Source organism: Staphylococcus debuckii, from assembly GCF_003718735.1.
GTDB classification, from domain to species: domain Bacteria; phylum Bacillota; class Bacilli; order Staphylococcales; family Staphylococcaceae; genus Staphylococcus; species Staphylococcus debuckii.
Genome location: NZ_CP033460.1, coordinates 2,094,778 through 2,121,142, shown reverse-complemented (window position 1 = coordinate 2,121,142; position 26,365 = coordinate 2,094,778). Strand labels below are relative to the sequence as shown.

The following is a 26,365-nucleotide window of genomic DNA, read 5'->3' as shown; positions in this document are numbered from 1 at the left end:
TAGATAACTAAAAAAGAATATATTCCCCTGTCAAAAGGGTTACCGCAATTTTAAAATGCGGAGGAATTTTATTATGTGTGGAATCGTAGGATATAGCGGGAAAGATAATGCTAAAGAAATTTTACTTAAAGGTTTAGAGAAATTAGAATATAGAGGTTATGATTCAGCTGGTATTGCCTTAGAAAATGAAAATGGCGTTACAGTTTTTAAAGAAAAAGGCCGTATTGCAGATTTAAGAAATCTTGCTGATGACAGTGATGTAGACGGTACATTGGGAATTGGACATACGCGTTGGGCGACACACGGTGTGCCTAACCATGAGAACTCTCATCCTCATCAATCTGCATCTAAACGTTTTACTTTAGTGCATAATGGAGTAATTGAAAACTATGAAGAATTGCGCGATGAATATTTACCGAATGTTAAATTCTTATCAGAAACGGATACTGAAGTCATCGTTCAATTAATTGAACATTTTTCAGACAAAGGCCTTTCAACAGAAGAAGCATTCGTTGAAGTTGTAAAATTGTTGCATGGTTCATATGCTTTAGCTTTATTAGACGAAGAAGATAAAGATACAATCTATGTAGCTAAAAATAAATCACCATTATTAATTGGTGTAGGCGATGAATTTAACGTTGTAGCATCTGATGCTTTAGCAATGTTGCAAGTTACGAATGAATATAAAGAAATTCATGACCATGAAATTGTAATTGTTAAACGTGATGAAGTTGTTATTAAAGATTTAGACGGTAATGTTCAAGACCGTGATACTTATACAGCTGAAATTGATGCTGCTGATGCTGAAAAAGGTGTTTATGATCATTATATGCTTAAAGAAATTCATGAACAGCCAGCTGTAATGCGTCGTATTATTCAAGAATACCAAGATAAAGAAGGTAACTTGAAAATGGATGATGCTATTATTGATGAAGTTGCAAAAGCAGACCGTATCTACATTATTGCTGCAGGTACAAGCTACCATGCTGGTTTAGTAGGTAAAGAATTTATTGAAAAATGGGCAGGTGTACCAACTGAAGTGCACGTAGCCTCTGAATTTGTATATAATACACCGCTTCTTTCTGAAAAACCATTGTTCATCTATATTTCACAATCAGGTGAAACTGCAGACAGCCGTGCTGTATTAGTAGAAATGAAAAAACGCGGTCATAAAGCTCTTACAGTTACAAACGTACCTGGTTCAACATTATCACGTGAAGCAGATCATACATTGTTATTACATGCTGGACCTGAAATTGCAGTAGCATCTACAAAAGCATACACTGCGCAAATTGCTGTACTTTCTATTCTTTCTCAAATCGTTGCTGAACGTCATGGGAAAGAAGCCACAATCGATTTATTACAAGAATTAGCAAAAGTCGCGAATGCAATGGAAGCTGTCGTAGATGACGCTGAATTAATGGAACAAATCGCGACTGATTATTTAGAGACAACACGCAATGCATTCTTTATCGGCCGTACAATTGATTACAATGTCAGCCTTGAAGGTGCCTTGAAATTAAAAGAAATTTCATATATTCAAGCTGAAGGTTTTGCAGGCGGCGAATTAAAACACGGTACAATTGCATTGATTGAAGACAATACACCTGTTATCGCACTTGCTACACAAGAAAATGTAAACTTATCCATCCGTGGTAATGTGAAAGAAGTTGCTGCACGTGGTGCACATACTTGCATTATTTCAATGGACGGCTTGAATAAAGCAGGAGACACTTATGTGATTCCTCAAATCAACGAATTGTTGACACCACTCGTGTCAGTAGTACCATTACAATTAATTTCATACTATGCTGCGTTGCACCGTGGCTTAGACGTTGATAAACCACGTAACTTAGCTAAATCAGTTACTGTAGAATAATAATCGTTTGTTTTACAAACTGTCACTTTTCAACGAAGTGGCAGTTTTTTTCATATATTATTAGGTTGCTAAAACATGGTTAAAATGCCATAATCAAGGCGATAACTAGAACTTGGAGGATAAGATAAGAATGGATAACGTACAAGCAATATTTTTAGATATGGACGGAACAATACTGCAACACAATAATAAAGTATCAGATGAAACGGCTGAGATTATTAAAAAATTACGTCAAGTTGGATATAAAGTATTTATCGCAACAGGTCGTTCTTTTGATGAAATTAAAAATCTAACACCAGAAGGCTTTGAAATCGACGGTGTCATTTCTTCTAATGGCACACGCGGCGATGCAGAGGGGGAAATGATTTTTGCACATAGTTTGACTTATGATGCTGTCCAACAAATTATTAAAGAAGCTAAAGCGCAGCATATTTATTATGAAGTATTTCCATTTAGCGGTAAGCGTATGATTTTAAATGAAGATCATGAATGGATTACGAAGATGATAGAAGGCGACACACCTCCTAATAATGTCGGCATCAGTGAGTGGAATTCACGTAAAGCTGCACTCAATGGTAACGTCAATTGGGTTAATGAAATTCCTGAAACGAAATTTTCTAAGATTTATATGTTCACACCTGATTTAGAAAAAGTGACAAGCTTCAGAGAACACTTGATTGAAGAAAAAGATGCTTTACAAATTTCTGTCTCTAATTCCTCTCGTTTTAATGCAGAAACTATGGCAGCAGGCATCGATAAAGGTACAGGTATAAAAGAAATGATTGAGCATTTTAATATTCCGCAATCAGCTACACTCGTGATAGGTGATAGTGATAATGACCGCTCAATGTTTGCGTTCGGACATTATACAGTTGCTATGAAAAATGCACGACCTGAAATTCAAGCACTCGCTAAAGATGTGACATCTTATGATAATGAAGAAAATGGTGCTGCGCGCTATTTAGAAGAACATTTTTTAAAATAAAAGAAGAAGTCGGTGAAAACTTTTGAGGTTTCCACCGACTTCTTTTTGAGACTAGAATTATATCTTAGTCTATTTATTCAATTATCTTTTAAAATCATCTGAACGTTCATCAACATCTTTTTTCTTATTTTTTAAATGATCAAATGTTGAATCTGAATACTCTTCTTTAGTTTCTTTGATATCTTCTTGTTTGTCATTGGTGTTAAGTTTTTCTTCAGCTTTGTTTTTCTCTTCAGATGCTTTATTTGTAACATGATTCGTTTTCTCATCTTTATTGCTATCTTTTTCTTTAGTATTTTTAGAACCTTTTACAGCAACGGAACTTTCAACTACTTTGTCTCCAATAGTCGTAGATTTTTGATTATTTTCTGGATGGAAGTGCTCTGTAGCTTTACTAAAGAATTGAACAATAGCCATTAAGTTTAAGTAGTAAACGATGATACGAATAATATACATAATGACAATCACAACATAAACTAATACCTTAGCTAAGTTTTGAGACATATGTTGAGTCGCAAGTACTACTAATTGTGGTATGGGTTCAGAGAAGATAATCACAATTAAGTTTAATAAGATTAAACCTAAGAATAATTTGAACCATGAATGACGACCATTTTTAAGAGATTTAAAGCTCTGTTTGACGTCTTTAAATGCACCTGCTTGACGTTCTCTTAAATATGCAACAACATAAGCAATTACAATATAAGTAAAGAACCAAATAAACAGTGACGCAATTAATTTAGATATTGTCAAACCGATTAATTGAACGGTAATTAAAGCACCCATATTACCGCCTGTACCACTTTGCATATGAGATAGAACCGTCTGCATGAGGGCACTGAATAATTGGTTAACGACTGTTACTACAATGATGGTAATGAGCATTACTAACAGTGTAAACAATGCAAGTTTGACACTTTTTAGGTAGCTTCCTTTTTTGAAAGCAGTAAATACATCTGTTAAATGAACATCTTCTTTATGAATCGCTTTATAAACTACATTAATTGTACCAACTACTAATTGGAACCCTACAAATAAAAATATGAGCAATGGTATAATCAAGGCAATAATCAATGGTAGAGCTGCTTGGAACATTGGACCTTGATACATCATTGACATCATAAACATTTGCAGTGCCTGTTGCACGGGCATAAATGTAAATGCAACGATTAAAATGAATACAAAGAATGTTAAAATGCTGAAAAGAGCAGTTTTAGCATTTTGTGGCTTTGCATTCTTAAAAGCTTGTTTGTAAAATGTAAACAATGGCTTAGCACTCCTTTGATATGATATAAACACAATATCAAAAATTTGCTTGCATTCAAATTAAAAAACAAGCTAAATGTATATTTTGTTACTTTTTAAGAATTTATAAACTAATATAAGGGTGATAGAAATGAAATTTGCAGTAATTACAGACATCCATGGAAATATGGATGCATTATCAGCAGTGTTTAAAGATATTGATCGCAGAGGTGATATCGATCACATTTATAACTTAGGCGATGTGATAGGTATTGGCCACAATACAAATGAAGTGTTAGGGATGTTGACTGCCAGAGATGACGTAACTTCTATTGCCGGTAATCATGATGAAGCAATTATGTCTGTCATTAATGACACGCCATATCCAGAAGATTTAAAAGACAAATTTTATGAGCATCATCATTGGGTGGCTGAACATTTAAATCCTCAGTATTATGAATTTCTTAATACATTGCCACGAGAATTCACTTTAGATTTGCTAGGTCAATCTGTATTGGGAATTCATTATGAAATTGAGAATAATAAATTAAAAGATACTATAGATCAAATTCCGTTCAGTCCGATTGTGGAACCGACAGCCGAACATATGAAGGCATTATTTGCGGATAAAGAAGCGGATATGATTTTATTCGGGCATAATCATACTTTGCATCATTTCATCAATGAAGATACCGTTTACTTTAATCCGGGTTCAGTTGGACTCAATCGTGCACCTTATACTGTATATGGCATTGTAACGATTACGCCAGAACAATCTAACATAGAACAGGTTCGTGTCGCTTATGATAATACGCGTTTCATAGATGGGTTTGAGGAAAAAGAAGTGCCAGGCAGAGCGCTCATCTTTGATAAGTTTATACAATAATGGAAAAGACCGTTGCTTCATTGCCTTACACATGGAAAGGGGAAGCAACGGTCTTTTTATTGAGCAATTGCAATATGATCGCATAAAGTTTTCGTACTATGATTGTTATCTTTAGATTCTAACTGTATTGTCATATGATGAATATTTAAAGCATTTAATCGGTCTTCAATACGGTGTAATAATTGCTCGCATTCTTCGATTGTCATTGTATCTTGAACGACAGCATGACAGCTGAAGGCATTTAAATCATTAGAAATCGTCCATACATGGCAATCATGGACATTTTGAATTTCTTTTTCCTCAAGAACTGTATTAATAACTTCATCGATATTAATATCTTTAGGCGTACCTTCCATCAAGATAGTTAAAGACTCTTTGATTAAACCATAACTGCTACGTAATAACAGTACAGATACCAACATACTGGCAATAGGATCTGCCAATGTGAAATTAAAGGCCCAAATTAACAAAGCTGCTACAATCGCACCTACTGAACCGAGTAAATCTCCTAGCACATGCAAGAAAGCACCGCGCATATTGATATTATGATGTGTATCTCCGCCGCGCATCATTAACCAGGCCACTACAATATTGACAATTAAACCCATTACACTGATGGTTAACATTTCAGTAGACATGACTTCTGGAGGTGCAGCTATTCTGCGTATGGCTTCGATTAGAATACCGATACTGATAACGAGAAGCAATACACCATTAAAGAGCGCCGCTAAAATTTCAAAGCGTTTGTAGCCGAAAGTCATTTCTGTGGTAGCGTGACGCTCTGCATATTTAAATGCAAAGAGTGCGAGTCCTAATGAAAAGGCATCACTTAACATATGCACGCCATCAGATAGCAAAGCTAAACTGTTGGCAACATAGCCGCCAATAAGTTCGACTACCATGAAAATGGCAATAATAGCAAAAGAGATTGCAAGCACACGCTTATTATCAGTATGGACATGATGATGGTGATGTGCGTGATGATGATTTGAATGACTCATAGTATAGCTTCCTTTCTAATACTCTATTGTACAGGGTGCTCTGCGTGATGGATTGCTTGATTTAATAAAGTCACGACATGAGCATCATTCAGCATATAGATTTTTGATTGACCTTGACGTTCTGATTTAACGAGTTCCGCATTTCTCAGTATTTTCAGCTGATGAGACACATTTGACTGTGAAAGTTCTAAGGTGTGTGTGATATGACCCACGCTGCAAGGTCCTTGCTCTAGTAAGTGCATAATTCTGATACGGTTGGGTTCACTTAATGCTTTGAATATGTCTGTTACATTAGCAAGCGTACTCGATTTGAGTTCATGATAGGGCATAAGGACTCTCCTTTTTATTAATATATGAACATTTATTCATGTATTAATATAACTCTCTTTTAAACTGACGTCAATCATTTGAGAGGATAGTCTTGAAGTTTAATACAAGTCGGGACAGGGAACTAAATCAATATATAATATTCTATATTCGAGGAGTGATGGTATTGAGTATTCTAGTATTAGGCGCAAATGGCGGTGTCGGTAAACAAATCGTTTCAAAATTAAAAGAAGATAATAAAGAAGTTGCAGCAGCGTATCGTAAAAATGATCAAGTAGACAAAGCAGTCGGTGAAGGATACGATGCTAGAAATATAGATGTAGAAAAACACAAAATTGATGAATTAGCTGATAAATTTAAAGACTTTGATCAAGTCGTTTTCTCTGTAGGCTCAGGAGGCAGTACAGGAGATGATAAAACAATCATTGTTGACTTAGATGGTGCTGTAAAAGCGATTGAAGCCAGTAAAAAAGCAGGCGTTAAACATTTTGTAATGGTTTCAACATTTGATTCAAATCGCGAAGCTTTCGACAGTGTTCCAGAATTAAAGCCTTATACAATCGCAAAACATTATGCGGATGAGCATTTACGCGGTTCAGGCTTATTCCACACAATTGTGCATCCTGGTCTTTTAGAAAATGGCCCTGGTACTGGCAATGTAGAGATTGCGGAACATTTTGATGGCGGAGGTTCTGTACCACGTGAAGATATCGCTTCTGTAATTGTAGAGGTTCTGGAAAATGAAAAATTCCAAGGTGGAGAATTCCAAGTTATCAGTGGCTCTGAACCTATTTCAGATGCTTTAGAAAATTATTATAAAAATCATCAATAGATTAAAGTGATGCTTTATCATTTTTAAGAAGGTGGCGGGACATTAATTTGGTCCCGCTTCCTTTTTTTCTTGAAGGCGGTGTGAAATATCAAAGATTTGTTATAATAAAGGTATTAAAACCGTGGGGGTAAATCATGAAAATTTCAAAGACAAAGATATATGAAAAAATTGCCGACATTATATTAGAACAAATTAAATCTGGAGAATACGCGGTCGGCGATAAATTGCCTTCCATACAAGCGCTTTCGAAAGAATACGGTGTCAGTGTGGCTTCGGTTAGAGAAGCATTCAACGCTTTGCGCACGATAGGCGTCATTGAAATTAAACAAGGTTACGGTACATTTGTGACTAAGCAAGAACCTGTCTTTTTCAATTTAGAAGAAACTTCATTAACACATCGACAAGTAGAAGAACTACTGGAACTAAGAGCGATTGTGGAGTTAGCTACGGTTAAAAAAGCGGCAGCGCATAGTACAGCTGAGGATTTAGCAGAAATGGAAGCAGCTTTGAAAATGATGGAACGTGCAGTAACAGATGGGACTTCTGGTGAAGCGGCTGATTTAAAATTTCATTTGGCTATTGCGAAAGCAGCACAGAATTCGATGCTGTTTGATTTGATGAATAATATTTCGGATGTCATTCAAGAAACGATGAAAGAAACTAGAAAAGTATATTTATTTAATAAGCAGAAAACCCTGAAGCGCTTATATGATGAACATTTGAAAATATATCATGCGCTTACCAGCAAAGATGCAGAAGCGGCAGAAGCCTATATGAGTGCTCATTTAGAAGAAGTACAACAAACTATCTTGCAAAATATAAATAAAAGTCCAATACAATAATTGATAATCGTACACACCCAGTTCAGTGCTGGGTGTATTTTTTATAGCATAAAGTCTAATAAATTTCAAACATCTGATGACTAGATGTTTGATTAGCGCTATAATAAGTGAGTATTCTATTTCGTTTTTAATTTATTGAAGTACGGAAATATTGTGGGGACGATGTTAGGGTGACTTTTCTAAGTTAAAAATAAAATTGAAAATCTCATAGGGATAAGATATGCGTAAAAATAGAGGGCGGCATATCGTGAAAGGGTGTAAAGAATGAAAGTCAGTTTATTCTCAACTTGTTTAGTTGAAGCATTTCACACACGTATAGGTATTGCGACGGTTGAATTGCTTGAAAGATTGGGTTGTGAAGTAGACTATCCAGCAGCGCAAATATGTTGTGGTCAGCCTGCTTATAACTCTGGTTATTTTGAAGATGCAAGACAATCGGCGAAACAAATGATTAAAGCATTTAAGGATTCGGAATATGTAGTGGCCCCATCTGGTTCTTGTATAACAATGTTTAAACACTATCCAAGCTTATTTGAAGATGATCCAGTAATGCACCAAGCGGCTATTAACTTAGCGGATAAATCGTATGAACTTACGCAATTTATCGTTAATGTCTTGGGAGTGCATGATGTCGGAGCAACTTTAGAAGGTAAAGCAACGGTACATCCGTCATGCCACATTACACGTGTATTAGGTGTAGTGAACGAACCTCAAGAATTATTGAGTAATGTACAAGGCTTAGAATTAGTAGAGTTGCCGAAATATTATAACTGTTGCGGTTTCGGTGGTACATTTGCGGTCAAAATGTCAGATGTTTCTAGTGAAATGGTAGATGAAAAAGCGCATTGCGTAGAAGAAACAGGCGCAGATTATTTAATTGGTGCAGATGCAAGCTGCTTGATGAATATTGAAGGACGTTTAAAACGTATCAATAGCAAAGTTAAAGTATTGCATATCGCAGAAGTTCTTAACCATCAACTCGCAGGGGCGGTGCGTTAAGATGGGTATGAGAATCGGTGATAAAAATTTTAAAGAAGCATTTAAAGTAGAGAAACAGAACGCATTCATGCGCGGAGCTGTAAGTAGCGCGCAAGATGGTTTGAGAACTAAAAAGTTAAAAGCTCAAGAAGAACTTGGCAACTGGGAAGAGTGGAGACAGTTATCAGCGGAAATCCGTCAACATACTTTAGAAAATCTGGATTATTATCTGCATCAACTTGCAGGCAATGTCGCAAAATTAGGCGGTAATGTATATTTTGCTGAAACAAAAGAAGAAGCTTCTGAGTATATTGCAAATGTTATTAAAGAAAAGAATGCAACTAAGATAGTGAAATCTAAGTCGATGGTAACGGAAGAAATTAATATGAACCATGTTTTAGAAGCCACAGGTGCAGAAGTAGTAGAAACAGACTTAGGCGAATACCTCCTGCAAATTGATGAAGCGGATCCGCCTTCACATATTGTCGCACCCGCATTACACAAAAACCGTACGCAAATTCAACGTGTATTGAAAGCTAAAGAGGGATACACAGGCAGTGATGATCCAACAGAAATGGCGCGTTTTGTACGTAAGATTATGCGTGAAAAATTCTTGGCGGCTGAAGTAGGAATTACCGGATGTAACTTTGCAGTCGCGGACAGCGGTAGTTTTTGCTTAGTAACAAATGAAGGAAATGCACGTATGACTACTACTGTTCCTCAAACGCAAATTACTGTAATGGGTATGGAACGTATCGTGCCTTCTTTTAAAGAGATGGAAGTTCTAGTAGGTATGCTCTCAAGAAGCGCAGTAGGACAAAAACTACCGAGTTATGTGACTACTTTAACAGGACCTCGCGGCGCAGGAGAAATTGATGGACCAGAAGAGTTTCATCTTGTAGTGGTTGATAATGGACGTTCAAGTATCTTAGGCACTGCTTTCCAATCAATTCTGCAATGTATTCGTTGCGGAGCTTGTATGAATGTTTGTCCAGTTTACAGACACTCTGGAGGCCACAGTTACGGTTCTATTTATCCTGGACCAGTAGGAGCTGTATTATCGCCATTGTTAGGTGGTTATGAAGAGTATGGACAATTGCCTTATGCTTCTTCTCTTTGTGCAGCCTGCTCAGAAGCATGTCCAGTTAAGATACCGCTTCACGACTTGCTCTTAAAACACCGTCAAGTTGAAGCGGAAGAACTAAAACGTTCTGCTTTAGGTGAGAGACTCGTTATGAAAGGGTTCGGAATCGGAACAACTAAACCGCATCTCTTCCAATATAGTATTAAAATGGCGGGACCAGCGTTGAAACCATTCGAGAATAAAGAGGGTTGGGTAGAAAAAGGTCCGAAACCTTTACATGCTTGGACCCAATCTCGTGATTTTCCAACTCCTGAAAAAGAACGATTCAATCATTGGATGAAAGCACATTTAAAACAGAAGGAAGGTAATCATTGATGACTGGCCAAGTAACCAATCTTGATAAATTTATGTCGAATATTCAAAATGCATTAGAGCGACCGTTGCCTGAAAAGGTAGTAAAACCTGAATGGTCTGTTGAACCGCAAGCTAAAACTTTGACTGACTTAACGCAAGATCAATTAGTCGACCATTTAGAAAAAGAATGCGCAAACATCCATACTGCATTTTATAAAACTACTACAAAACATTTGAATAATATATTGAAAGAAGTCATTCAACAATTCGGCGGTAGCCCGGTCATTCGCTTTGATGACCCGCGTTTTAAACAATACCAAGTGGCATTTAATGATTTCGAAACTACAATTTGGGATGAATCTCAACCTGAGGCAAGTAAGAAAGCTGCAGAAAGTGCCCAAGTCGGTGTTACGTTCAGTGATTATTGCTTAAGCGAGAGCGGCACAATTGTACTGTATTCTGGTAAAGGACGAGGCCGTGCGGTCAGTTTGATGCCTGAGACTTATGTTGCATTGATTCCTAAATCTACTATTGTTCCTAGATTTACACAAGCAGCTGAAGGATTATATGATAAGAATCAAACTGATTCACGTTTCCCATCGTGTGTGAATTTTATTACGGGACCTTCCAACTCAGCAGATATTGAAATGAATCTGGTAGTAGGTGTCCATGGCCCCGTTAAAGCCGCATATATTGTTATTGAAGATATTTAATCAATAAAATTAATCTCTCTTACTATCATTAGCTTTTTTAAAGTAAATGATAGTGAGAGTTTTTATTTATAAATTGATAACAAATTTAAAAGACCTGAACTTTTTCCGTAGTCCAGGTCTTTGCGCAAATTTTTTAAACAATATGAATAACTAAATTATTCACAGACATTAATCATATTCATTACCTTATATGTAACACATGTTAAGTAATTATTAACATACTCCTATTATAAGGGGTACCATCTACTTTGTACAAGCACTAATCGTTCTTTTTTTGTAGAAAAAATAAGATAAATTTCTACTTGTCACTCTAAAAAAATATAAATTAGATTCAAAAATGAAATTGTAAAACATTTCCGTTAGAATTACGTAACGAAAACGTAAATATTATACCTTTACTATCCTCAATAACAAAATATTGTTATAATATTTAGGATAACATGTACATAAGCAACGCGTTTGATAAAACATGTTCTGGTTAATTACAACTATTTTATTAATAACGTTTACATAAAACAAATGATTTAATTAATACTTATGGAGGTGGACATATTCCATGCCGTTGTTTTTGGAACCGATTTTTAAAGAAAGGATCTGGGGAAGCAACCATTTGACTAAATATGGTTATCATCTGCCAGAAAAAGATGTAGGGGAAATTTGGGCAATTTCTGCACATCAACATGGCGACAGTATCATCACCAACGGAATTTATGCTGGAGAGACATTAAGTCACGTTTGGAAAGAGCATAAAGAACTTTTCGGAGAGTTTCCAAGTGCACAATTTCCTTTAATGGTTAAAATGATTGATGCGCAAGAGCCTTTATCTGTACAAGTACATCCTGATACAAACTATGCTTATGAGCATGAGAATGGAGATTATGGAAAAAAAGAATGCTGGTATATTATCGAAGCGGAAGAGGACGCAGAGATTATCTATGGTTTGAACACGGATTCGAAAGATAAGTTTATAGAAGCGTTAGATGAAGAAGCACCGCATGGCTTATTCAAACATATTCCTGTCAAAGCAGGAGATTTCTTCTTTGTTCCAAACGGAATTGTGCATGCAATAGGGAAAGGAATCACTGTGTATGAAGTGACACAATCATCAGATGTGACGTACCGTATTTATGATTATAATCGAACGGATGAGTCAGGCAATCAACGTGAAATGCATATTGAAAAAGCAAAAGATGTAGTAGAGATAAGAGACGAGAGTCCTAATGTGATACCGGAAACTGAAATTATTGAAAATTATAAGCGTACACAATATATTTCAAATGATAGTTTCACGGTTGTAAAGTGGGAAATTACAGGTACGCTCAACTACATGAAACCTAGAGAATTCTGTTTGGTTACTATCTTAGATGGAGAAGGTACATTGGTAACCGATGGAGACATTTATGAAATAGAAAAAGGTAAGAGCTTTATTCTAACTTCTGAAGACTTAGACAACATCTTTAAAGGTGACTTTACGCTTATGATCACCTATGTGTAATCGATGTTAAAGAAAATGAGGTATGACAAATGCGTAAGTTTTTATATTTAGCTTTGATATGCGGTGTATTATCAGGAGCAGGTATCTTCTTGAATTTTCCTAAATATCCTAATTTAATGATTCCAGCAGCCTTTGCGATATTAGGTATGATTTGTGCACTGGCTACAATTGCTGATAAGAAAATCAGCGGTATGTTGACACTCGGCGGCGTATTAATCAATTTAATGCCATTGTTGGCTATATTCATGATGCCGAAGTAATAAACGGGTTGTAACATGGTATATCATTTGGTATAACTGTTTAGAATAGCAATTTGCAATAGAGAAAAGGAAAATCAGCCTGAATCAAAATTATTGCATTTAATGAATTTTTAAAGGAGTCGTATCGATATGACTGAAGAAACAAATTATTTCTGGCTGAATTGCGGTTACAATCGCTGGAATCATAATGAACCACTCGTAGGGCAAACTACTTTATTTGAATCTGGTGCTCAATTCAACCCTACACAAGGTTTTCGTGCTTTTAAAAAAGCTAAAGCAGGCGACAAAGTAATTTTTTATCAAGTCCAGACAGATGCAGGATTATTAGGCAGCGGTGAAATCATTAGTGTACAAACCGGAGCCCAACATAAAATTCGTGTGCAGTTCCGTTTGACAGAAGCCTTAAAACCGCTTACTACAGAATATTTAAAGCGCAGCGAGGCTTTAGAATTCCGTATTAATAATATGAAGGAAACGTTATTTAATCAAATTACTCCAGAAGAATTCGAACTGATTGAACAATTAGGTAAAGGTGATACGCAAATCCCACGCTATTTCTTTTTAGCAGAGAATAAAGAATTTGAGCCAGGAGAAACTTATACGCTCTTTACACATACTTATAATGGCATTAAGCGAAATGGCTATCATTATTACACGCAATTAGAAATCGGAGACAAGATTGTCTTTTACAGTCGCCAGCAAGACTATTCAGTAGTTGGTTTAGGCGAGGTCACACAGCACTTAAGGGAATTACCGCCTATACCTGGCCGAACAAATAGCACAGCCATAGAAGTGAAATATAATGAGGATATTAATCCAGTCAGTTTGTCGACTTTAAATAAGCATCCTCGTTTGAAAAATTTATATTATCTTCAAGAAAATGCCAAGCAAGCTATTGCCAGCATGTCGCAAGCCCAATTTGACGCTATTTTAGAAATGAGCGAACATAACGGCGTGAAATCTCAATTTGAGACGGTGGAAAAGGATGCTGTGATTGATAAAAAAGATGAAGAGCTGAAGCCTTTTATTTTGTTAGTAATTAGTGATCGGAACCGCGCAGAAGGGTTAAAAGCTGCAGACAATTTATTGCAGAAAACCAATGCGCATCCTGTGATTACAAGCGGACATCCTGATTTTACTGAAGATATGCTGTATGGCAAGTATCTACCGAATGAAGCAGGTGCACTGTATTTCAGAGAAGGATTTATCACTGAATTGATGCCGAAAACAGACCGCAGTTACTTGGTAATTGACAACTTCAATCGTATTGATCCGGATATATTCCAAACTTATATCAACGTATTAGAAGGTTATGAAGTGACCTTGCCACGCTATAATCGTGATGGTTCTATGATTAAATGGTCTCGTAAAAAAGATTCATTTTATCACTTTAATCCAAATTGGCACATTATAGGTGTCACTTATGATAATTTAGCAGAGATTAAACAAAAATATTCTGAGCAATTCTTAAAATATGCACGTATTGTAAAAGTAAATCATGATTAATCAGTGAGATTGACTGGAAATAGTAGCCGGCCAATCTTTTTTTATTGTGTTGAAAAATTGCTCTGACGGGTATGCATTACATATACTGAAACTATAAAAGAAATAAAGGAGAGATAGAAGATGCCGATTATTTATTATGATGCGAATTGTGTTTATTGTTACAACTACGCAATTTGGTTAATCAGACATGGTTTATCACCAAGTTATCAATTTGCGACGTTGAAAGGACCCGCTGGTCAAGAATTAGAACGTAAACATCCTGGAATATTAGATATGAACACAGTAGTATTGCAAGAAGGTGAGCATTTATACTTTAAATCCACTGCAATTGCAAAATTATTGATGTCCTTAACTCAAGATAAGTGGATGGGAATTTTATTAACTTTAGTACCAAAACCACTACGTAATTTCGGTTATGACTTATTTGCAAATAATCGCGATAAAATGTGGCATGCAGAGTGGCAACAACCTAATGAGTATGAAAAATCTTTCTTTATAGATGAGGATCAAAATTGAGGCTGCTCTAATAAGGTAAAAAAACCTTTTGAAAGGTGTTCTTTTGAGAATTAATTGAGAATAGCAATTGAAGTGAAATAATAATTATCAGATTTAACGATTAAATCTGTCGAAAAGAGACCATACAATCAGAGCACACTATACGAGTGATTTTAAATTGAATATGCTATAAAAAACAGGGTATATTATAATCGTGGGAAAGAACAAGAATCAACGGATGCTTATTTAGAATTATTTTAATCTAAGAACGAAATAGGCTTTACAGATTGTAATGATTATTATATAATAGTTATTACAAAGAAGGAGCAACAACAACTTAAAGGAGCGATTATTTTTATGGCAAACAAACAAGATGTAGTAGATGTGTTAAATGAACAAGTAGCAAACTGGACAGTATTATATACTAAAATTCATAACTTCCACTGGTTCGTAAAAGGACCTCATTTCTTCTCTCTACACGTTAAATTTGAAGAATTATACAACGAAGCAAGTGAAACAATTGACGAATTAGCTGAACGTATTTTAGCTATCGGCGGTGCACCAATTGCCACAATGAAAAAAAGCTTAGATGTAGCTATCGTTGATGAAGCTGAATCAGAAGGCTCAGCAGAAGATATGGTCAATGCCATTTCTAAAGACTTCAGTAATATTTCTGACCAATTAGAAAAAGCAATTGAAGTAGCTGGCGACGCTGAAGATGACGTATCTCAAGATATGTTAATTGCATTACAAACATCAGTTGACAAACATAACTGGATGTTCCAATCATTCCTAGGTAAATAGTCGTTCATAAGCGATTGATAATTGGGCATATTAAAGAACTCCTGCTTGCTAAGTAGGAGTTTTTTGTATACACAGATTTAAATTTTAGAACAAGAATTGATTATCATACTATGTTTAGTATAATAAGTTTGAAGCAACTATAATATTAAAACATAGGGAGATAGAGGTATGAAAAAATATTTAGGAGTTATTCTTGCAGCTACAGTAACCTTAACTGCGTGTGGAGAAAAGAGTGAAGGAGAAAAAGCGTCTAAAAAGGAAAATGCTATACATACAGAACAAAATAATAAACAAAAACATCAAATTAAAAAGGAAAATGGTGTTACTAAGGTTGATAATTTAATCTTAGTTAATAAGAAAGTGCCTATTTCTAAAGCGTATAACAAAGGTGAAGACGCTGTTGCTAGAACACAATTAAACAAAATGATTGAAGATGGCAGAAAACAAGGGTTGAATATTATATATAGAAGCGGATTCAGATCTTACGCTGAACAAACACAACTTTACAACAGCTATGTACAACGTGATGGTAAAGCGGCAGCGGATAAGTATAGTGCAGCACCCGGAACATCTGAACACCAAACTGGCTTAGCTTTCGACGTCGGTACAAATCCTTCTGATGCAGATTTTAAAGAAGCATTTGGTCAAACCCGTGAAGGCAAATGGTTAGCTGACAACGCCTACAAATATGGATTTATATTAAGATACCCTAAGGGAAAAGAAAAAATAACGGGTTACCAATATGAACCTTGGCATTTTAGATATGTCGGCAAAAAGGATGCGAAAAAGATACACGCACAAAAATTAACTTTAGAAGAGTATTTGGATTATGGTTATGAAAAATAAATATATTATATAGAAATAAGGGGCCGTGACATTAATTTGTCACGGCCCCTTGTCTACTACTACCTCTTATGCAATTTCTAGTGCGATTTCCATCATTTGAGTGAAAGAATTTTGACGTTCTTCAGCAGTAGTTGCTTCATCACGTAAAATGTGGTCACTGACAGTAAAGATACCCAATGCTTTTTTGCCTGCATAAGTTGCATTTAAATAAAGACCAGCTGATTCCATTTCGATACCTAAAATCCCCATACGGTGCCATTGGTCATTAAAAGTAGGGTCGGCATTATAGAAGGTATCTGAAGAGAGAACGTTGCCGACATGTGTTGTGGCACCTAACTCATCAGCAGCTTTCTTTGCCTGCACCATTAAATCAAAATCACCGAGCGGAGCAAAATGTCCAGGAATATTATATTGATCCACGTAACTTGAATTAGTAGAAGCACCTTGTGCGATAATAATGTCGTATAAGTTCACATCTTCTTGTAAAGCACCGCAAGAACCTACACGAATAATTGTATCTACATCAAATGTGTTGTAGAGTTCATACGAATAAATTCCGATACTAGGAATACCCATTCCTGAACCCATAACTGAAACTTCTTTTCCTTTGTAGGTTCCAGTATAGCCGAACATGTTACGTACTTCGTTGAATTGAACAACATCTTCTAAATAGTTATCAGCAATGTATTTGGCACGCAGTGGATCACCTGGCATTAATACAGTTTTTGCTATTTTGGCACCATTTGGTTGAATATGTGGTGTACCTTGTGTCATAAATTTTTTTCGCTCCTTCGTCAAATAGAATATTTAAATTAAAGATAACACGACGACGCTTAATTTGCGAGAATATCAACGTTTAAATGTGATAAACTGGTAAAAATATTGTAAATTTCCGTCAGTATAAATTGTTATATTTTAGTAGGGTGAAATATTTGGTAAAATAGATTGCAAGACGATAAAATGAATTGAAATAAACAGATTAAAAATTGGAGGAACCCGGGCATGGACTATGCAAAATATATTGATCATACCTTATTAAAACCAGATACAACACTTGAACAAATTGATAAGTTAATTGAAGAAGCTAAGCAATATGAGTTTAAATCAGTTTGTATCAATCCCACATACGTTAAACATGCAGCTGAAGCATTAAAAGATTCAGATGTGATGGTATGTACTGTTATTGGTTTCCCTTTAGGTGCAAATACTACTGCAACCAAAGCATTTGAAGTGGAAGATGCTGTAAAAAATGGTGCGGATGAATTAGATATGGTAATTAATATCGGAGCTTTAAAAGATCAACGCTATGATGAAGTACAAGCAGATATTGAAGCGGTCGTTAAAGCTGCTGGTGACCATACAGTTAAAGTTATTATTGAAACAGTACTATTAACGGATGAAGAAAAAGTAAAAGCTTCAGAAATCAGTAAAGCAGTTGGAGCAGACTTTGTTAAAACGTCTACTGGTTTTGCAGGAGGCGGCGCCACTGTTGAAGATGTGAAATTAATGAAAGAAACAGTAGGAGATAGTTTAGAAGTTAAAGCTTCTGGCGGCGTACGCAACTTAGAAGATTTCAAAGCTATGTTAGATGCAGGTGCAACGCGTGTAGGCGCAAGTGCAGGAATACAAATTATTCAAGGACTAGAGTCTGATTCAGATTATTAATTAATATTTGAATATTTACCGCTAGTTCAAGATGCAGGGGGGTGGAACATTGATTTGTTCTATCCCTTGCTTTTTATAAAAAATGGCAATTAATAAATTCATAGGCATTATATTGTGCGCGTTGCAAAGTAATGGTAATCTTAAAACAGTGTCATAACATCAAAGGAGTTACAACCATGAATTTCACAACTTTAACAGAAGACGAATTCGCACAATTTACTCAAGAAAATTTTTCACATTATACACAGTCTGCTAGACATTACCAATACAGAAATGCAAACCAGAAAGACGTACATTTAGTCGGAGTCAAAGATGATGGGGGCGAAGTCATAGCAGCCTGTCTTTTATCCGAAGCCAGATGCCTAAGATTTTTCAAGTATTTCTATACGCACAGAGGGCCTGTAATGGATTACAGCAATCTGAGATTAGTAAAATATTTCTTCGCATCTTTAACACGTTATTTGAAGAAACACCGATGTATTTATGTTCTAGTAGATCCTTATTTACTTGCAAGTTTAAGAGAAACTGATGGAGAAATTATCGAAAGTTATGATAATCAACGCTTTATCAAAGAGCTTTCTAAACTCGGTTACATCCATCAAGGCTATACAATAGGATATTCACAAATGAGTCAGATACGTTGGTTATCTGTATTAGATTTGAAAGACAAGTCTGAAACGCAATTATTGAATGAAATGGACTACCAAACACGTCGTAATATTAAAAAGACTTACGAAATGGGTGTCCAAGTCAGAACACTTTCTATTGACGAGACTCCAACTTTCTTTAAACTTTTCAGAATGGCTGAAGAAAAACACGGTTTCAAATTCCGAGAATTAGATTATTTCAAACAAATGCAAAAAACTTATGGTAATCGTGCCTTTTTAAAAATAGCCTATGTAGATTTACATACTTATTTGAAAGCATTAAATGAAAAGCACACTGAATTAGTACTCGAGTTGAATAAATTAAATGCGAAATTACAAGAAAGTCCAAATTCTAAAAAGACTAAGAGTAAAATCAATCAATTAAAACAACAAGTCGATAGTAATACACGTAAAATTAATGAAACCAAAGAATTAATGCAAACAGAAGGGGATGTTTTAAATCTTGCTTCAGCATTGTACTTGTATAATGAACATGAAGTTTATTACCTTTCAAGCGGATCTAACCCTAAATATAATCGCTTTATGGGTGCTTACAGACTACAATGGGAAATGATTAAATTTGCTAAAAAGAAAAATATTGACCGCTATAATTTCTATGGCATCACTGGAGATTTTACAGATGATGCTGAAGACTTTGGCGTTCAGAAATTTAAAGAGGGCTTCAATGCACATGTAGAAGAATATATCGGTGACTTTATTAAACCCGTGTATCCGCTTCTATACAAACTGTATCAATTCACGGAAAAATCAAGAAAGCACTAAAATAATTGTAAGAGATACGAGTGCGGGGCAGAAACAGGAGATAGAACATACAAGAATGTTCTATCTCCTTTGTATTTGGAGAGAAGAATTATCGGAGTATAATTTAGCCGAGCTGAATGGGATATATCGGCCAAGATTTGAGGCAACGTGTCCAATAAACGGATATATTGGCCAAGAATGCGGTCAACGTGTCCAATAAATAGATATATTGGCCAAGATTAGAGACAACGTGTCCAATAAATCTATAATACACTTTAAAATTACTCCCAAAAATATTCCCAATACACAAAACAGTGAGATAAGGACACAAGGTATTTCTAAAATTTAACACAACTTTATTTCGGAAAACTCTTTAATTTAACTGAAAATATGCTAAAATATTCTTAAAACAAAATCAAAGAATAGCAATTGATGTAAAGTGCACTTTCTTATATTATAGTGTCATGAAACATACAAGTTAGCTCAAATAGAGAGAAAATTGCTGCTTATATAGCGTTAATGATCTTCAATAAATAAATAGAACGATTGGGGTATCGTTAAAGGAGTGAGAGCAGAATGATATTCATTCTATCTCTCCCTTCATTACATTCCATACAACTATAGCAAAGTCAGAAATAGTGTATCTTTAATAAGTTGTTATCCGAATGGAGGATTTCATGAATTTATTAAAGCAATACTTTGATACCCCAAAGATGCCATTAGCCTTTTACTACACACCTTATGTAGCCGTTCATGTAGTAATGTTTATTACTTTAGTGAACGATAATGCAAGCGCATTTAAATGGATCTGGACAATTTTAACATTCTTACTTGGCAGTTACACGTATGCTTGGTTAAGTGATTATATGCTGTATACCAGTCAAAATGGTTTTGTACGTTATATATTTATGAAGAGTATGATTTTCAGACGTGATTTCGGTAACGTTGTGAAAACTACACATACAGCAAATAAGCAAGATAGAGTTTTTAAAATAGAAGGTAACAGAGTGAGAGAAGATAATATGACATATGTTAAGAGAACATTTTTCTCTATAGCAATTAATGTAGTCGTTAAATTCTTCTTAGCTTTCTTACTCTATCCAATATTTATTATTTCTATTTTCATACATCCTATTATCATTAAGAAATATAAAGAAGTTGTGGCACGCCAGGAGCAAAATGGAGTGCAGTAATAATATAAGATGAGATGTTGACAAAATAAGAGAAGAGGCTGGGACATAAAAAATGTCTCAGCCTCTTCGTGAATGGGCAGCAACTTCTTGATTAGTGCTCCCGTTCTTTCTTTTACTTACTGTTAAATTAAGCATTATTCACTAAAAATTTTATCCCATTGATCTCGTTTATCTAAGAAATCTTGTGCAATTTCTTTCGCGCCTTCTAGTGAGTGACTTGCTGCCCAACCACATTGAACTTCGTTGCATGCCGGTACTTCGTCTGCTGCAAGAACATCATTTAAAGTAGCTTCGATAATATTCAAGACATCTTCATAATCGTCGTGATTAATGAAAGAAACATAAAATCCAGTTTGGCAACCCATTGGACTTAAGTCCACTACTTTATCTGTATGATTTCTGATATTTTCAGCCATTAAGTGTTCTAATGAATGCAAACCTGGCATTTTCATGTGTTCTTTATTTGGTTGTTTGAAGCGGATGTCATATTTCTTAATCACATCACCATTCGCTCCTTCAACTGTCCCGGCTAAACGTACAAACGGAGCAACAACTTTTGTGTGGTCTAAATTGAAACTTTCAACGTTCATTTTTGGCATAACCTAAATCCTCCTCTAGTTTCTTTGAGTCAATTGTAACAAGCAAAGACGGGTTTTACAATTTGAAAGTCTTAATTTTGGGGTAAAAGTTGATAGGAATACTCGGGATAAGTTTATTAAATTTTCGAAAAAGTAATGACAAAGCGTTCAAAAACCATTAAAATGTTTAGTAATCGATTTTACTGATAAAGATATAGTCATGAGGATGAAAACGATAAACGAGAGTTCCCAAAGCCTTTCGTCCCTCATCAGATTATAACTTTTGAATAAAGGGAGCATGTGGAATGTCAGTTGAAACACAAGTAGAACAATTTATTAAAAATAAAGAGTCAGAATTTATTGAAATTAGTCATAGAATACATGAACGTCCAGAACTCGGAAACCAAGAAGTGTTTGCCTCTGGATTATTGATGCAAGAACTTACAAAATACGGATTTGAAATTGAGCAAGATATTGCAGGACACCAAACAGGATTTATCGCGGAATACCATAGCAATAAACCAGGTCCCACAATCGGCTTCCTTGCTGAATACGATGCACTTCCTGGTCTCGGACACGCATGCGGCCATAATATCATCGGTACCACAAGCGTTCTGGCTGGTATTGCTTTAAAAGAAGTCATTGATGAGGTGGGCGGCAAAGTTGTCGTTCTCGGCTGTCCAGCAGAAGAAGGCGGAGAAAACGGCAGTGCGAAAGCAAGTTATGTGAAAGCTGGAGTCATTGATCAATTAGACGTAGCTTTAATGTTGCATCCAGGTAATGAAACTTATAAAACCATCCATACTTTAGCAGTGGATGTTTTAGATATTAAATTTTATGGACGCAGTGCGCATGCCTCTGAAAATGCAAATGAAGCGATTAATGCTTTAGATGCGATGATCAGCTATTTTAACGGTATCGCACAGCTCAGACAGCAAATTAAAAAGGGAGAACGTGTCCATGGGGTCATTTTAAATGGAGGCGAAGCAGCTAACATTATCCCGGATTTCACACATGCGCGGTTCTATACACGTTCAAGAACACGCAAGGATTTAGATTTTTTAACGAAAAGAGTAGGGCAAATTGCTCAAGGTGCAGCCATTCAAACTGGGTGCGACTATGAATGCAAACCTATACAAAATGGCGTAAACGAGTTTATCTTAACGCCGACTTTAGATGAGTTATTTGCACATTATGCCAAACAATACGGCGAAGAAGTCAGTGAAGATGATTTCGGTTATGGTTCAACAGATACAGGGAATGTCAGCCATGTTGTGCCGACATTGCACGCACATATTAAAATTGGTCCAAGCAATTTAGTAGGCCATACTTATAAATTCAAAGAAGCGGCAGCAAGCGAACATGGCGATAGTGCTTTAATCAAAGGTGCTACAATTTTGACGCGTATGGCTTTAGATTTAATTTCAAATAATGAATTATTGAGAGAAATTAAAGAGCAGCATGTCCGTAAAGTCAAACAAGCTTCTTTAAGAGAATTCCGCAAACACTCTGAACAGCCTAAAGTTACTTTGAGTGATTTATACGATGAGGATATTGTCTATACGTCAAGACCTTCTTATGTATCAAATCCTTGGTTAGAACCTGACGAGCATCAGTCTAACTTCTTAACTGGCCGTGAGTTGTTGATTGCTAACAAGATGCCGGTAATTGTACATGAAGCCAGTGTGTCGAATAAGCTTAAGCAATTATTTGATGAAGTTGGCAAAGAAGTACCGAAGAATGTCTATAAATTCCATAACCAAGCAAGTTATGAGCATTTGCTCCAATCTCTAACTAAAGAAGAAAATAAGAAAATTTATTTCCAATATGTGCATAGCGAAGATTTAGTCAGTAAAGAAGATTACGCACTCAATAAAGATGTCTTTGTGGCTTTGAACAATAAAGCACGTATTCCAGAATGGACGAATGGTAAATACTTGCCGAAACGTCAAATTGTAGAAGTAGAAGAGTTTGAAGCTGCGGTACGAGATTGGGAGTTCCCATTTGTTTTGAAGCCGGGTGATGATTTGCCAACTGCAGGCGGTTATGGTGTCATGATCTGCTACAACCAAGAAGATTTGGATCAAGCTATCCAACGTATTAACAAAGCAGTGGAAGAAACAGATACTATCATTATTGAACAAAAAATCGAGGCCATCGCCAATTATTGTGTGCAATTCGCATATTCGGACCAGCTCGGATTAAAATATCTCGGCACAACAGAGCAGCTTACTAATAAATATGGTTTCTATAATGGCAATCAAAGCGTACCGGTGGAGGAAGTGCCGCAAGCAGTCATTGAAGCGGGCCGAGAAATTATGGAAATCGGTGTAGAAAAAGGATTCTATGGCGTCGGCGGCTTTGATTTACTCTATGACAAATATGGCGATGTTTATGCTATTGATTTGAATTTCCGTCAAAATGGATCGACAAGTATGTTGTTGTTAGATGATGAATTATCAGGTGCGAACCATAAATTCTACAGCTACTTTGCAGATGGCGACAATACTAAGTTTTTCAGAACGATTATGAAATATGTGCGACAAGGTAAAATCTATCCTTTATCATACTATGATGGAGATTGGTATGGTAAAGATAAAGTGAATTCTCGTTTCGCTTGTATTTGGCATGGCAGTACACGCGAAGAGGTAGAACAAAACGAACGTGCTTTCTTGAAGGAACTTGAATAAGAAATATGAGAGTGGAGCTGAGACAAAAATATCTCAGTTCCACTCTCATGTATGTAGTGATATTCCATTGACTGATATCCGATGTTATCATATATTTGAGATGGTAAACGACATAAGAGAAAGTGGGTTTGTAATGGATTATAAACAAGAATCATTTTTTAAGGATTTGCTTGTGAATGAAACTTATTATATTGCAGTCAAAGATAAGAAAATGGTAAGAAAAGAAGTAGATAACAAGTATTATCCATGCTTTTGGACAGAGAGAGAAATAGCAGAAGCCTATTTCAAAGACAACCATCAGAGTTATGATAAAATTATTTCCAGAGATATTGATCGTTTCGTAACTTGTGAGATGGACGATTTGTTTGATAAAGGTGATGAAGTTTTAGTCAATGTCACTGACACAGTTCAAGGACATTTCATTGATATTTATGATTTCACTAAAGCACTCATGAGTGAGCTGGATCGCATTCGTACTGTTGAGTTTTCACGTATTACAGCACGCACTGATGAAGTATTCGGGTTGACTGATAAAGGGAGTAAACAATTTATTATTATTAGTGAAAACGGAGAAAGCAAACCTAACATAATGCCGGTATGGAGTGATTTTAAATCCGCTGAAAAAGTTCGTGATGAAGACTTCGAAGAATGTGAAGTTGAAGAAGTTGAAGGAGAAGTTTTCAGTGATTGGCTTGAAAAATTACGTGACAACGATGAAGGTGTCGGAATTAATCTCAAACCCGGTGTAGTAGGGACAATTGTTTCTGCACAAACTTTAAAAAATGAATTATCTTATTAATAACAAAGAAGGAGGATTGGACATAATTTTGTCCAATCCTCTCCTTTTTTTGAACTGACAGTAGCTATCTGAATAGAAAACGCGCTTGTTCCAAATTGGCAGTAGCTATCTGAATAGAAAACGCGCTTGTTCCAAGCTTTTTTCTATTCTAGCTAGCCTTGTCGGGGCAGAACGACGAAATAATTTGAACCAATGTTATTACTGTTCTGCTCCCTTACTCAGCGCCGAGATATATACTGCCTAATGCCCCTGAGAAAGCTCCGTGCTCAATATAAAAAGGTTTGAAACCTCGAAGTACGGTATAATCTTCGACAACTTTGCGAAGAAGCGGATTATTATTAAAAGAAGAACCAATATAAACGACATTCTCTGTATTGAATTCTCTGGCCAGTGTAATAGCCATAGTAGTTACTACTTCGCCAACTACTCCCATAACTGAAGCAAGTTTGTCTGCTGCAGATAATTCTTTATCTAAATTGTGCAAGACATGGCCGAAGTTGGCTGCAGTTAAATCGCCCGGAATAGGGGGCTCACTATTTTTATAAATATGTTTTACTTTCAAATCGATAAATTCTCGATCTCCTTTTTGAGCGGTATCAGTAAGTTCTGTATAGTTTGAAAGGCCTGACAATAAATAGCCCAGCCCTTGAATCATACCGCCACCGGCACCAATTCCGCCTACACGTTTTTGTGATTTACCGTCTGAAAAGTGAAGTGATGTTCCTGTTCCGACATTCGCAAAAATATAATTGTCTAGATGGTGGCCTTGTTCCTCTAAAAGTACTTCTAATCCTTTAGAAGATGCATCGAATTCTACAAATTCTTTAGCTGGAAAGTTTAATTGACTTTGAATCAATTTCGCCTTACCACCTGTTAAAGTAACGTTTTTACATGGTTGGCTATTCAACCATGCTATCACTTTATCTAGATTAGAAGAAAGTTCAGTGCGGAATGTACGTTCACTATCATTGATTTCTACAATTTTAATTAAAGTTCCGCCAGCATCGATACCGATTTTCATAGATTTCACCTCGTAAATATGTATAACTCATAATCATTAATAGTATAATCAAAAGGAAAAGAAAAAACAAAGCTAAGGAGGATAAATAATGCAATTAAGTCCTTATATTATCGTAAATGATGTAAAAAAAGCTGTAGATTTTTATAATTCTATATTTGGTGGAGAAATAATTATACTCAATCAGCAAAAAGATAAAATTTTGCATGCTGAAGTTCAAATTAATGAAAGCACTGTTATACATCTATCGAGTAGCTATGGAAAACCATTCAGTAATGATAACGTAAATTTAATTCTGACTTTTGATAATTTAGAAGAAGAGCAACGTGTGTATAATGCTTTAAGTGAAAATGGGGATCCGCACATGCCACTTGCTAAAACATTCTTCAATTCGATGCACGGTCAAGTTAAAGATCAATTTGGTATTAACTGGCTGATGAACTGTTTCTTAAAATGAAAATAGGGTACTTTCAACACAAAC

The 26,365-nt window shown here is 35.7% G+C and carries 26 protein-coding genes and 1 pseudogene; 21 read left to right on the top strand and 6 right to left on the bottom strand.

Annotated features, from left to right (window positions below; all coding sequences use genetic code 11):
- Positions 1–73: 73 nt before the first annotated feature.
- The gene (gene glmS / locus CNQ82_RS10210; protein WP_123145172.1) at positions 74–1,879 is read left to right on the top strand and encodes a glutamine--fructose-6-phosphate transaminase (isomerizing); all 1,806 of its coding nucleotides are present in this window, start codon (positions 74–76) and stop codon (positions 1,877–1,879) included.
- A gap of 130 nt (positions 1,880–2,009) precedes the next feature.
- Positions 2,010–2,864, top strand: coding sequence for an HAD family hydrolase (locus CNQ82_RS10205; RefSeq protein ID WP_123145171.1), 855 nt, complete (start codon positions 2,010–2,012; stop codon positions 2,862–2,864).
- An 81-nt stretch (positions 2,865–2,945) separates the two neighbouring features.
- Here the strand turns inward: CNQ82_RS10205 and CNQ82_RS10200 are convergent, their stop codons facing one another.
- Positions 2,946–4,130: a hypothetical protein gene (locus CNQ82_RS10200; protein WP_123145170.1), complete on the bottom strand. Its 1,185-nt coding sequence runs from the start codon at positions 4,128–4,130 to the stop codon at positions 2,946–2,948.
- Between the two features lie 130 nt (positions 4,131–4,260).
- Between CNQ82_RS10200 and CNQ82_RS10195 the strand changes: the two genes are divergently transcribed.
- On the top strand, positions 4,261–4,995 hold the full coding sequence (locus CNQ82_RS10195) for a metallophosphoesterase family protein (protein ID WP_123145169.1): 735 nt from the start codon (positions 4,261–4,263) through the stop codon (positions 4,993–4,995).
- A gap of 56 nt (positions 4,996–5,051) precedes the next feature.
- Here CNQ82_RS10195 and czrB read toward each other — a convergent pair whose 3' ends face one another.
- Entirely contained in the window at positions 5,052–5,996 is a 945-nt protein-coding gene (gene czrB, locus CNQ82_RS10190; protein WP_123145168.1) for a CDF family zinc efflux transporter CzrB, read from the bottom strand.
- A gap of 23 nt (positions 5,997–6,019) precedes the next feature.
- Positions 6,020–6,325 carry an ArsR/SmtB family transcription factor gene (locus tag CNQ82_RS10185; protein WP_123145167.1) on the bottom strand — a complete coding sequence of 102 codons (306 nt, stop codon included), beginning with the start codon at positions 6,323–6,325 and terminating at the stop codon, positions 6,020–6,022.
- Between the two features lie 164 nt (positions 6,326–6,489).
- On the opposite strand from CNQ82_RS10185, the gene CNQ82_RS10180 reads away from it, so the two are divergent.
- The 11 genes from CNQ82_RS10180 to CNQ82_RS10130 all read left to right on the top strand — a co-directional run bounded on the left by CNQ82_RS10180 (position 6,490) and on the right by CNQ82_RS10130 (position 16,532).
- On the top strand, positions 6,490–7,155 hold the full coding sequence (locus CNQ82_RS10180) for an SDR family oxidoreductase (protein WP_123145166.1): 666 nt from the start codon (positions 6,490–6,492) through the stop codon (positions 7,153–7,155).
- Positions 7,156–7,289: 134 nt separating this feature from the next.
- Positions 7,290–7,997, top strand: coding sequence for a FadR/GntR family transcriptional regulator (locus tag CNQ82_RS10175; protein WP_123145165.1), 708 nt, complete (start codon positions 7,290–7,292; stop codon positions 7,995–7,997).
- Positions 7,998–8,261: 264 nt separating this feature from the next.
- Positions 8,262–8,996 carry a (Fe-S)-binding protein gene (locus CNQ82_RS10170; RefSeq protein ID WP_123145164.1) on the top strand — a complete coding sequence of 245 codons (735 nt, stop codon included), beginning with the start codon at positions 8,262–8,264 and terminating at the stop codon, positions 8,994–8,996.
- Between the two features lies 1 nt (position 8,997).
- A complete protein-coding gene (locus tag CNQ82_RS10165) occupies positions 8,998–10,434 on the top strand; it encodes a LutB/LldF family L-lactate oxidation iron-sulfur protein (RefSeq protein WP_123145163.1) in 1,437 nt (478 codons plus the stop codon).
- A complete protein-coding gene (locus tag CNQ82_RS10160) occupies positions 10,434–11,126 on the top strand; it encodes a LutC/YkgG family protein (protein ID WP_123145162.1) in 693 nt (230 codons plus the stop codon). Before CNQ82_RS10165 ends, CNQ82_RS10160 begins: the two co-directional genes overlap by 1 nt.
- A 556-nt stretch (positions 11,127–11,682) precedes the next feature.
- Positions 11,683–12,621 (top strand): type I phosphomannose isomerase catalytic subunit, encoded by a 939-nt coding sequence (locus CNQ82_RS10155; protein WP_123145161.1) that lies wholly within the window; start codon positions 11,683–11,685, stop codon positions 12,619–12,621.
- 29 nt (positions 12,622–12,650) lie between these two features.
- Positions 12,651–12,881 carry a hypothetical protein gene (locus CNQ82_RS10150; protein ID WP_123145160.1) on the top strand — a complete coding sequence of 77 codons (231 nt, stop codon included), beginning with the start codon at positions 12,651–12,653 and terminating at the stop codon, positions 12,879–12,881.
- A 129-nt stretch (positions 12,882–13,010) separates the two neighbouring features.
- On the top strand, positions 13,011–14,387 hold the full coding sequence (locus CNQ82_RS10145; protein ID WP_123145159.1) for an EVE domain-containing protein: 1,377 nt from the start codon (positions 13,011–13,013) through the stop codon (positions 14,385–14,387).
- Between the two features lie 120 nt (positions 14,388–14,507).
- Positions 14,508–14,903 carry a thiol-disulfide oxidoreductase DCC family protein gene (locus CNQ82_RS10140; RefSeq protein ID WP_123145158.1) on the top strand — a complete coding sequence of 132 codons (396 nt, stop codon included), beginning with the start codon at positions 14,508–14,510 and terminating at the stop codon, positions 14,901–14,903.
- A 336-nt stretch (positions 14,904–15,239) separates the two neighbouring features.
- Complete coding sequence (locus CNQ82_RS10135; RefSeq protein WP_015900890.1) at positions 15,240–15,686, top strand: Dps family protein; 447 nt, start codon at positions 15,240–15,242, stop codon at positions 15,684–15,686.
- Between the two features lie 168 nt (positions 15,687–15,854).
- Positions 15,855–16,532, top strand: coding sequence for a M15 family metallopeptidase (locus tag CNQ82_RS10130; RefSeq protein ID WP_123145157.1), 678 nt, complete (start codon positions 15,855–15,857; stop codon positions 16,530–16,532).
- Between the two features lie 66 nt (positions 16,533–16,598).
- Here CNQ82_RS10130 and deoD read toward each other — a convergent pair whose 3' ends face one another.
- Positions 16,599–17,306 (bottom strand): purine-nucleoside phosphorylase, encoded by a 708-nt coding sequence (deoD, locus tag CNQ82_RS10125; protein ID WP_123145156.1) that lies wholly within the window; start codon positions 17,304–17,306, stop codon positions 16,599–16,601.
- Between the two features lie 228 nt (positions 17,307–17,534).
- On the opposite strand from deoD, the gene deoC reads away from it, so the two are divergent.
- The 3 genes from deoC (at position 17,535) to CNQ82_RS10110 (ending at position 20,799) form a co-directional block, all read left to right on the top strand.
- Positions 17,535–18,197, top strand: coding sequence for a deoxyribose-phosphate aldolase (gene deoC / locus CNQ82_RS10120; RefSeq protein WP_123145155.1), 663 nt, complete (start codon positions 17,535–17,537; stop codon positions 18,195–18,197).
- Between the two features lie 176 nt (positions 18,198–18,373).
- Positions 18,374–19,627 (top strand): aminoacyltransferase, encoded by a 1,254-nt coding sequence (locus CNQ82_RS10115; protein ID WP_123145154.1) that lies wholly within the window; start codon positions 18,374–18,376, stop codon positions 19,625–19,627.
- Between the two features lie 656 nt (positions 19,628–20,283).
- On the top strand, positions 20,284–20,799 hold the full coding sequence (locus CNQ82_RS10110; RefSeq protein WP_123145153.1) for a hypothetical protein: 516 nt from the start codon (positions 20,284–20,286) through the stop codon (positions 20,797–20,799).
- A 134-nt stretch (positions 20,800–20,933) separates the two neighbouring features.
- On the opposite strand, the gene CNQ82_RS10105 is transcribed toward CNQ82_RS10110, so the two are convergent.
- Positions 20,934–21,398, bottom strand: coding sequence for an S-ribosylhomocysteine lyase (locus tag CNQ82_RS10105; RefSeq protein ID WP_123145152.1), 465 nt, complete (start codon positions 21,396–21,398; stop codon positions 20,934–20,936).
- Positions 21,399–21,682: 284 nt separating this feature from the next.
- Between CNQ82_RS10105 and CNQ82_RS13310 the strand changes: the two are divergent.
- From CNQ82_RS13310 to CNQ82_RS10095, 3 genes and pseudogenes are all read left to right on the top strand, one after another.
- Positions 21,683–22,840 (top strand): annotated as a pseudogene (locus CNQ82_RS13310) (M20 family metallopeptidase); the annotation flags it as partial.
- A gap of 66 nt (positions 22,841–22,906) precedes the next feature.
- Positions 22,907–24,067 (top strand): L-aspartate--L-methionine ligase LdmS, encoded by a 1,161-nt coding sequence (gene ldmS, locus CNQ82_RS13305; RefSeq protein ID WP_240624947.1) that lies wholly within the window; start codon positions 22,907–22,909, stop codon positions 24,065–24,067.
- Between the two features lie 133 nt (positions 24,068–24,200).
- Positions 24,201–24,866: a DUF2750 domain-containing protein gene (locus CNQ82_RS10095; RefSeq protein WP_123145150.1), complete on the top strand. Its 666-nt coding sequence runs from the start codon at positions 24,201–24,203 to the stop codon at positions 24,864–24,866.
- 214 nt (positions 24,867–25,080) lie between these two features.
- Here the strand turns inward: CNQ82_RS10095 and coaW are convergent, their stop codons facing one another.
- Positions 25,081–25,887: a type II pantothenate kinase gene (gene coaW / locus CNQ82_RS10090; protein ID WP_123145149.1), complete on the bottom strand. Its 807-nt coding sequence runs from the start codon at positions 25,885–25,887 to the stop codon at positions 25,081–25,083.
- An 88-nt stretch (positions 25,888–25,975) separates the two neighbouring features.
- Here coaW and CNQ82_RS10085 point away from each other — a divergent pair, with 88 nt between their 5' ends.
- Positions 25,976–26,341 (top strand): VOC family protein, encoded by a 366-nt coding sequence (locus tag CNQ82_RS10085; RefSeq protein WP_206125361.1) that lies wholly within the window; start codon positions 25,976–25,978, stop codon positions 26,339–26,341.
- The last annotated feature ends 24 nt before the right edge of the window (positions 26,342–26,365 follow it).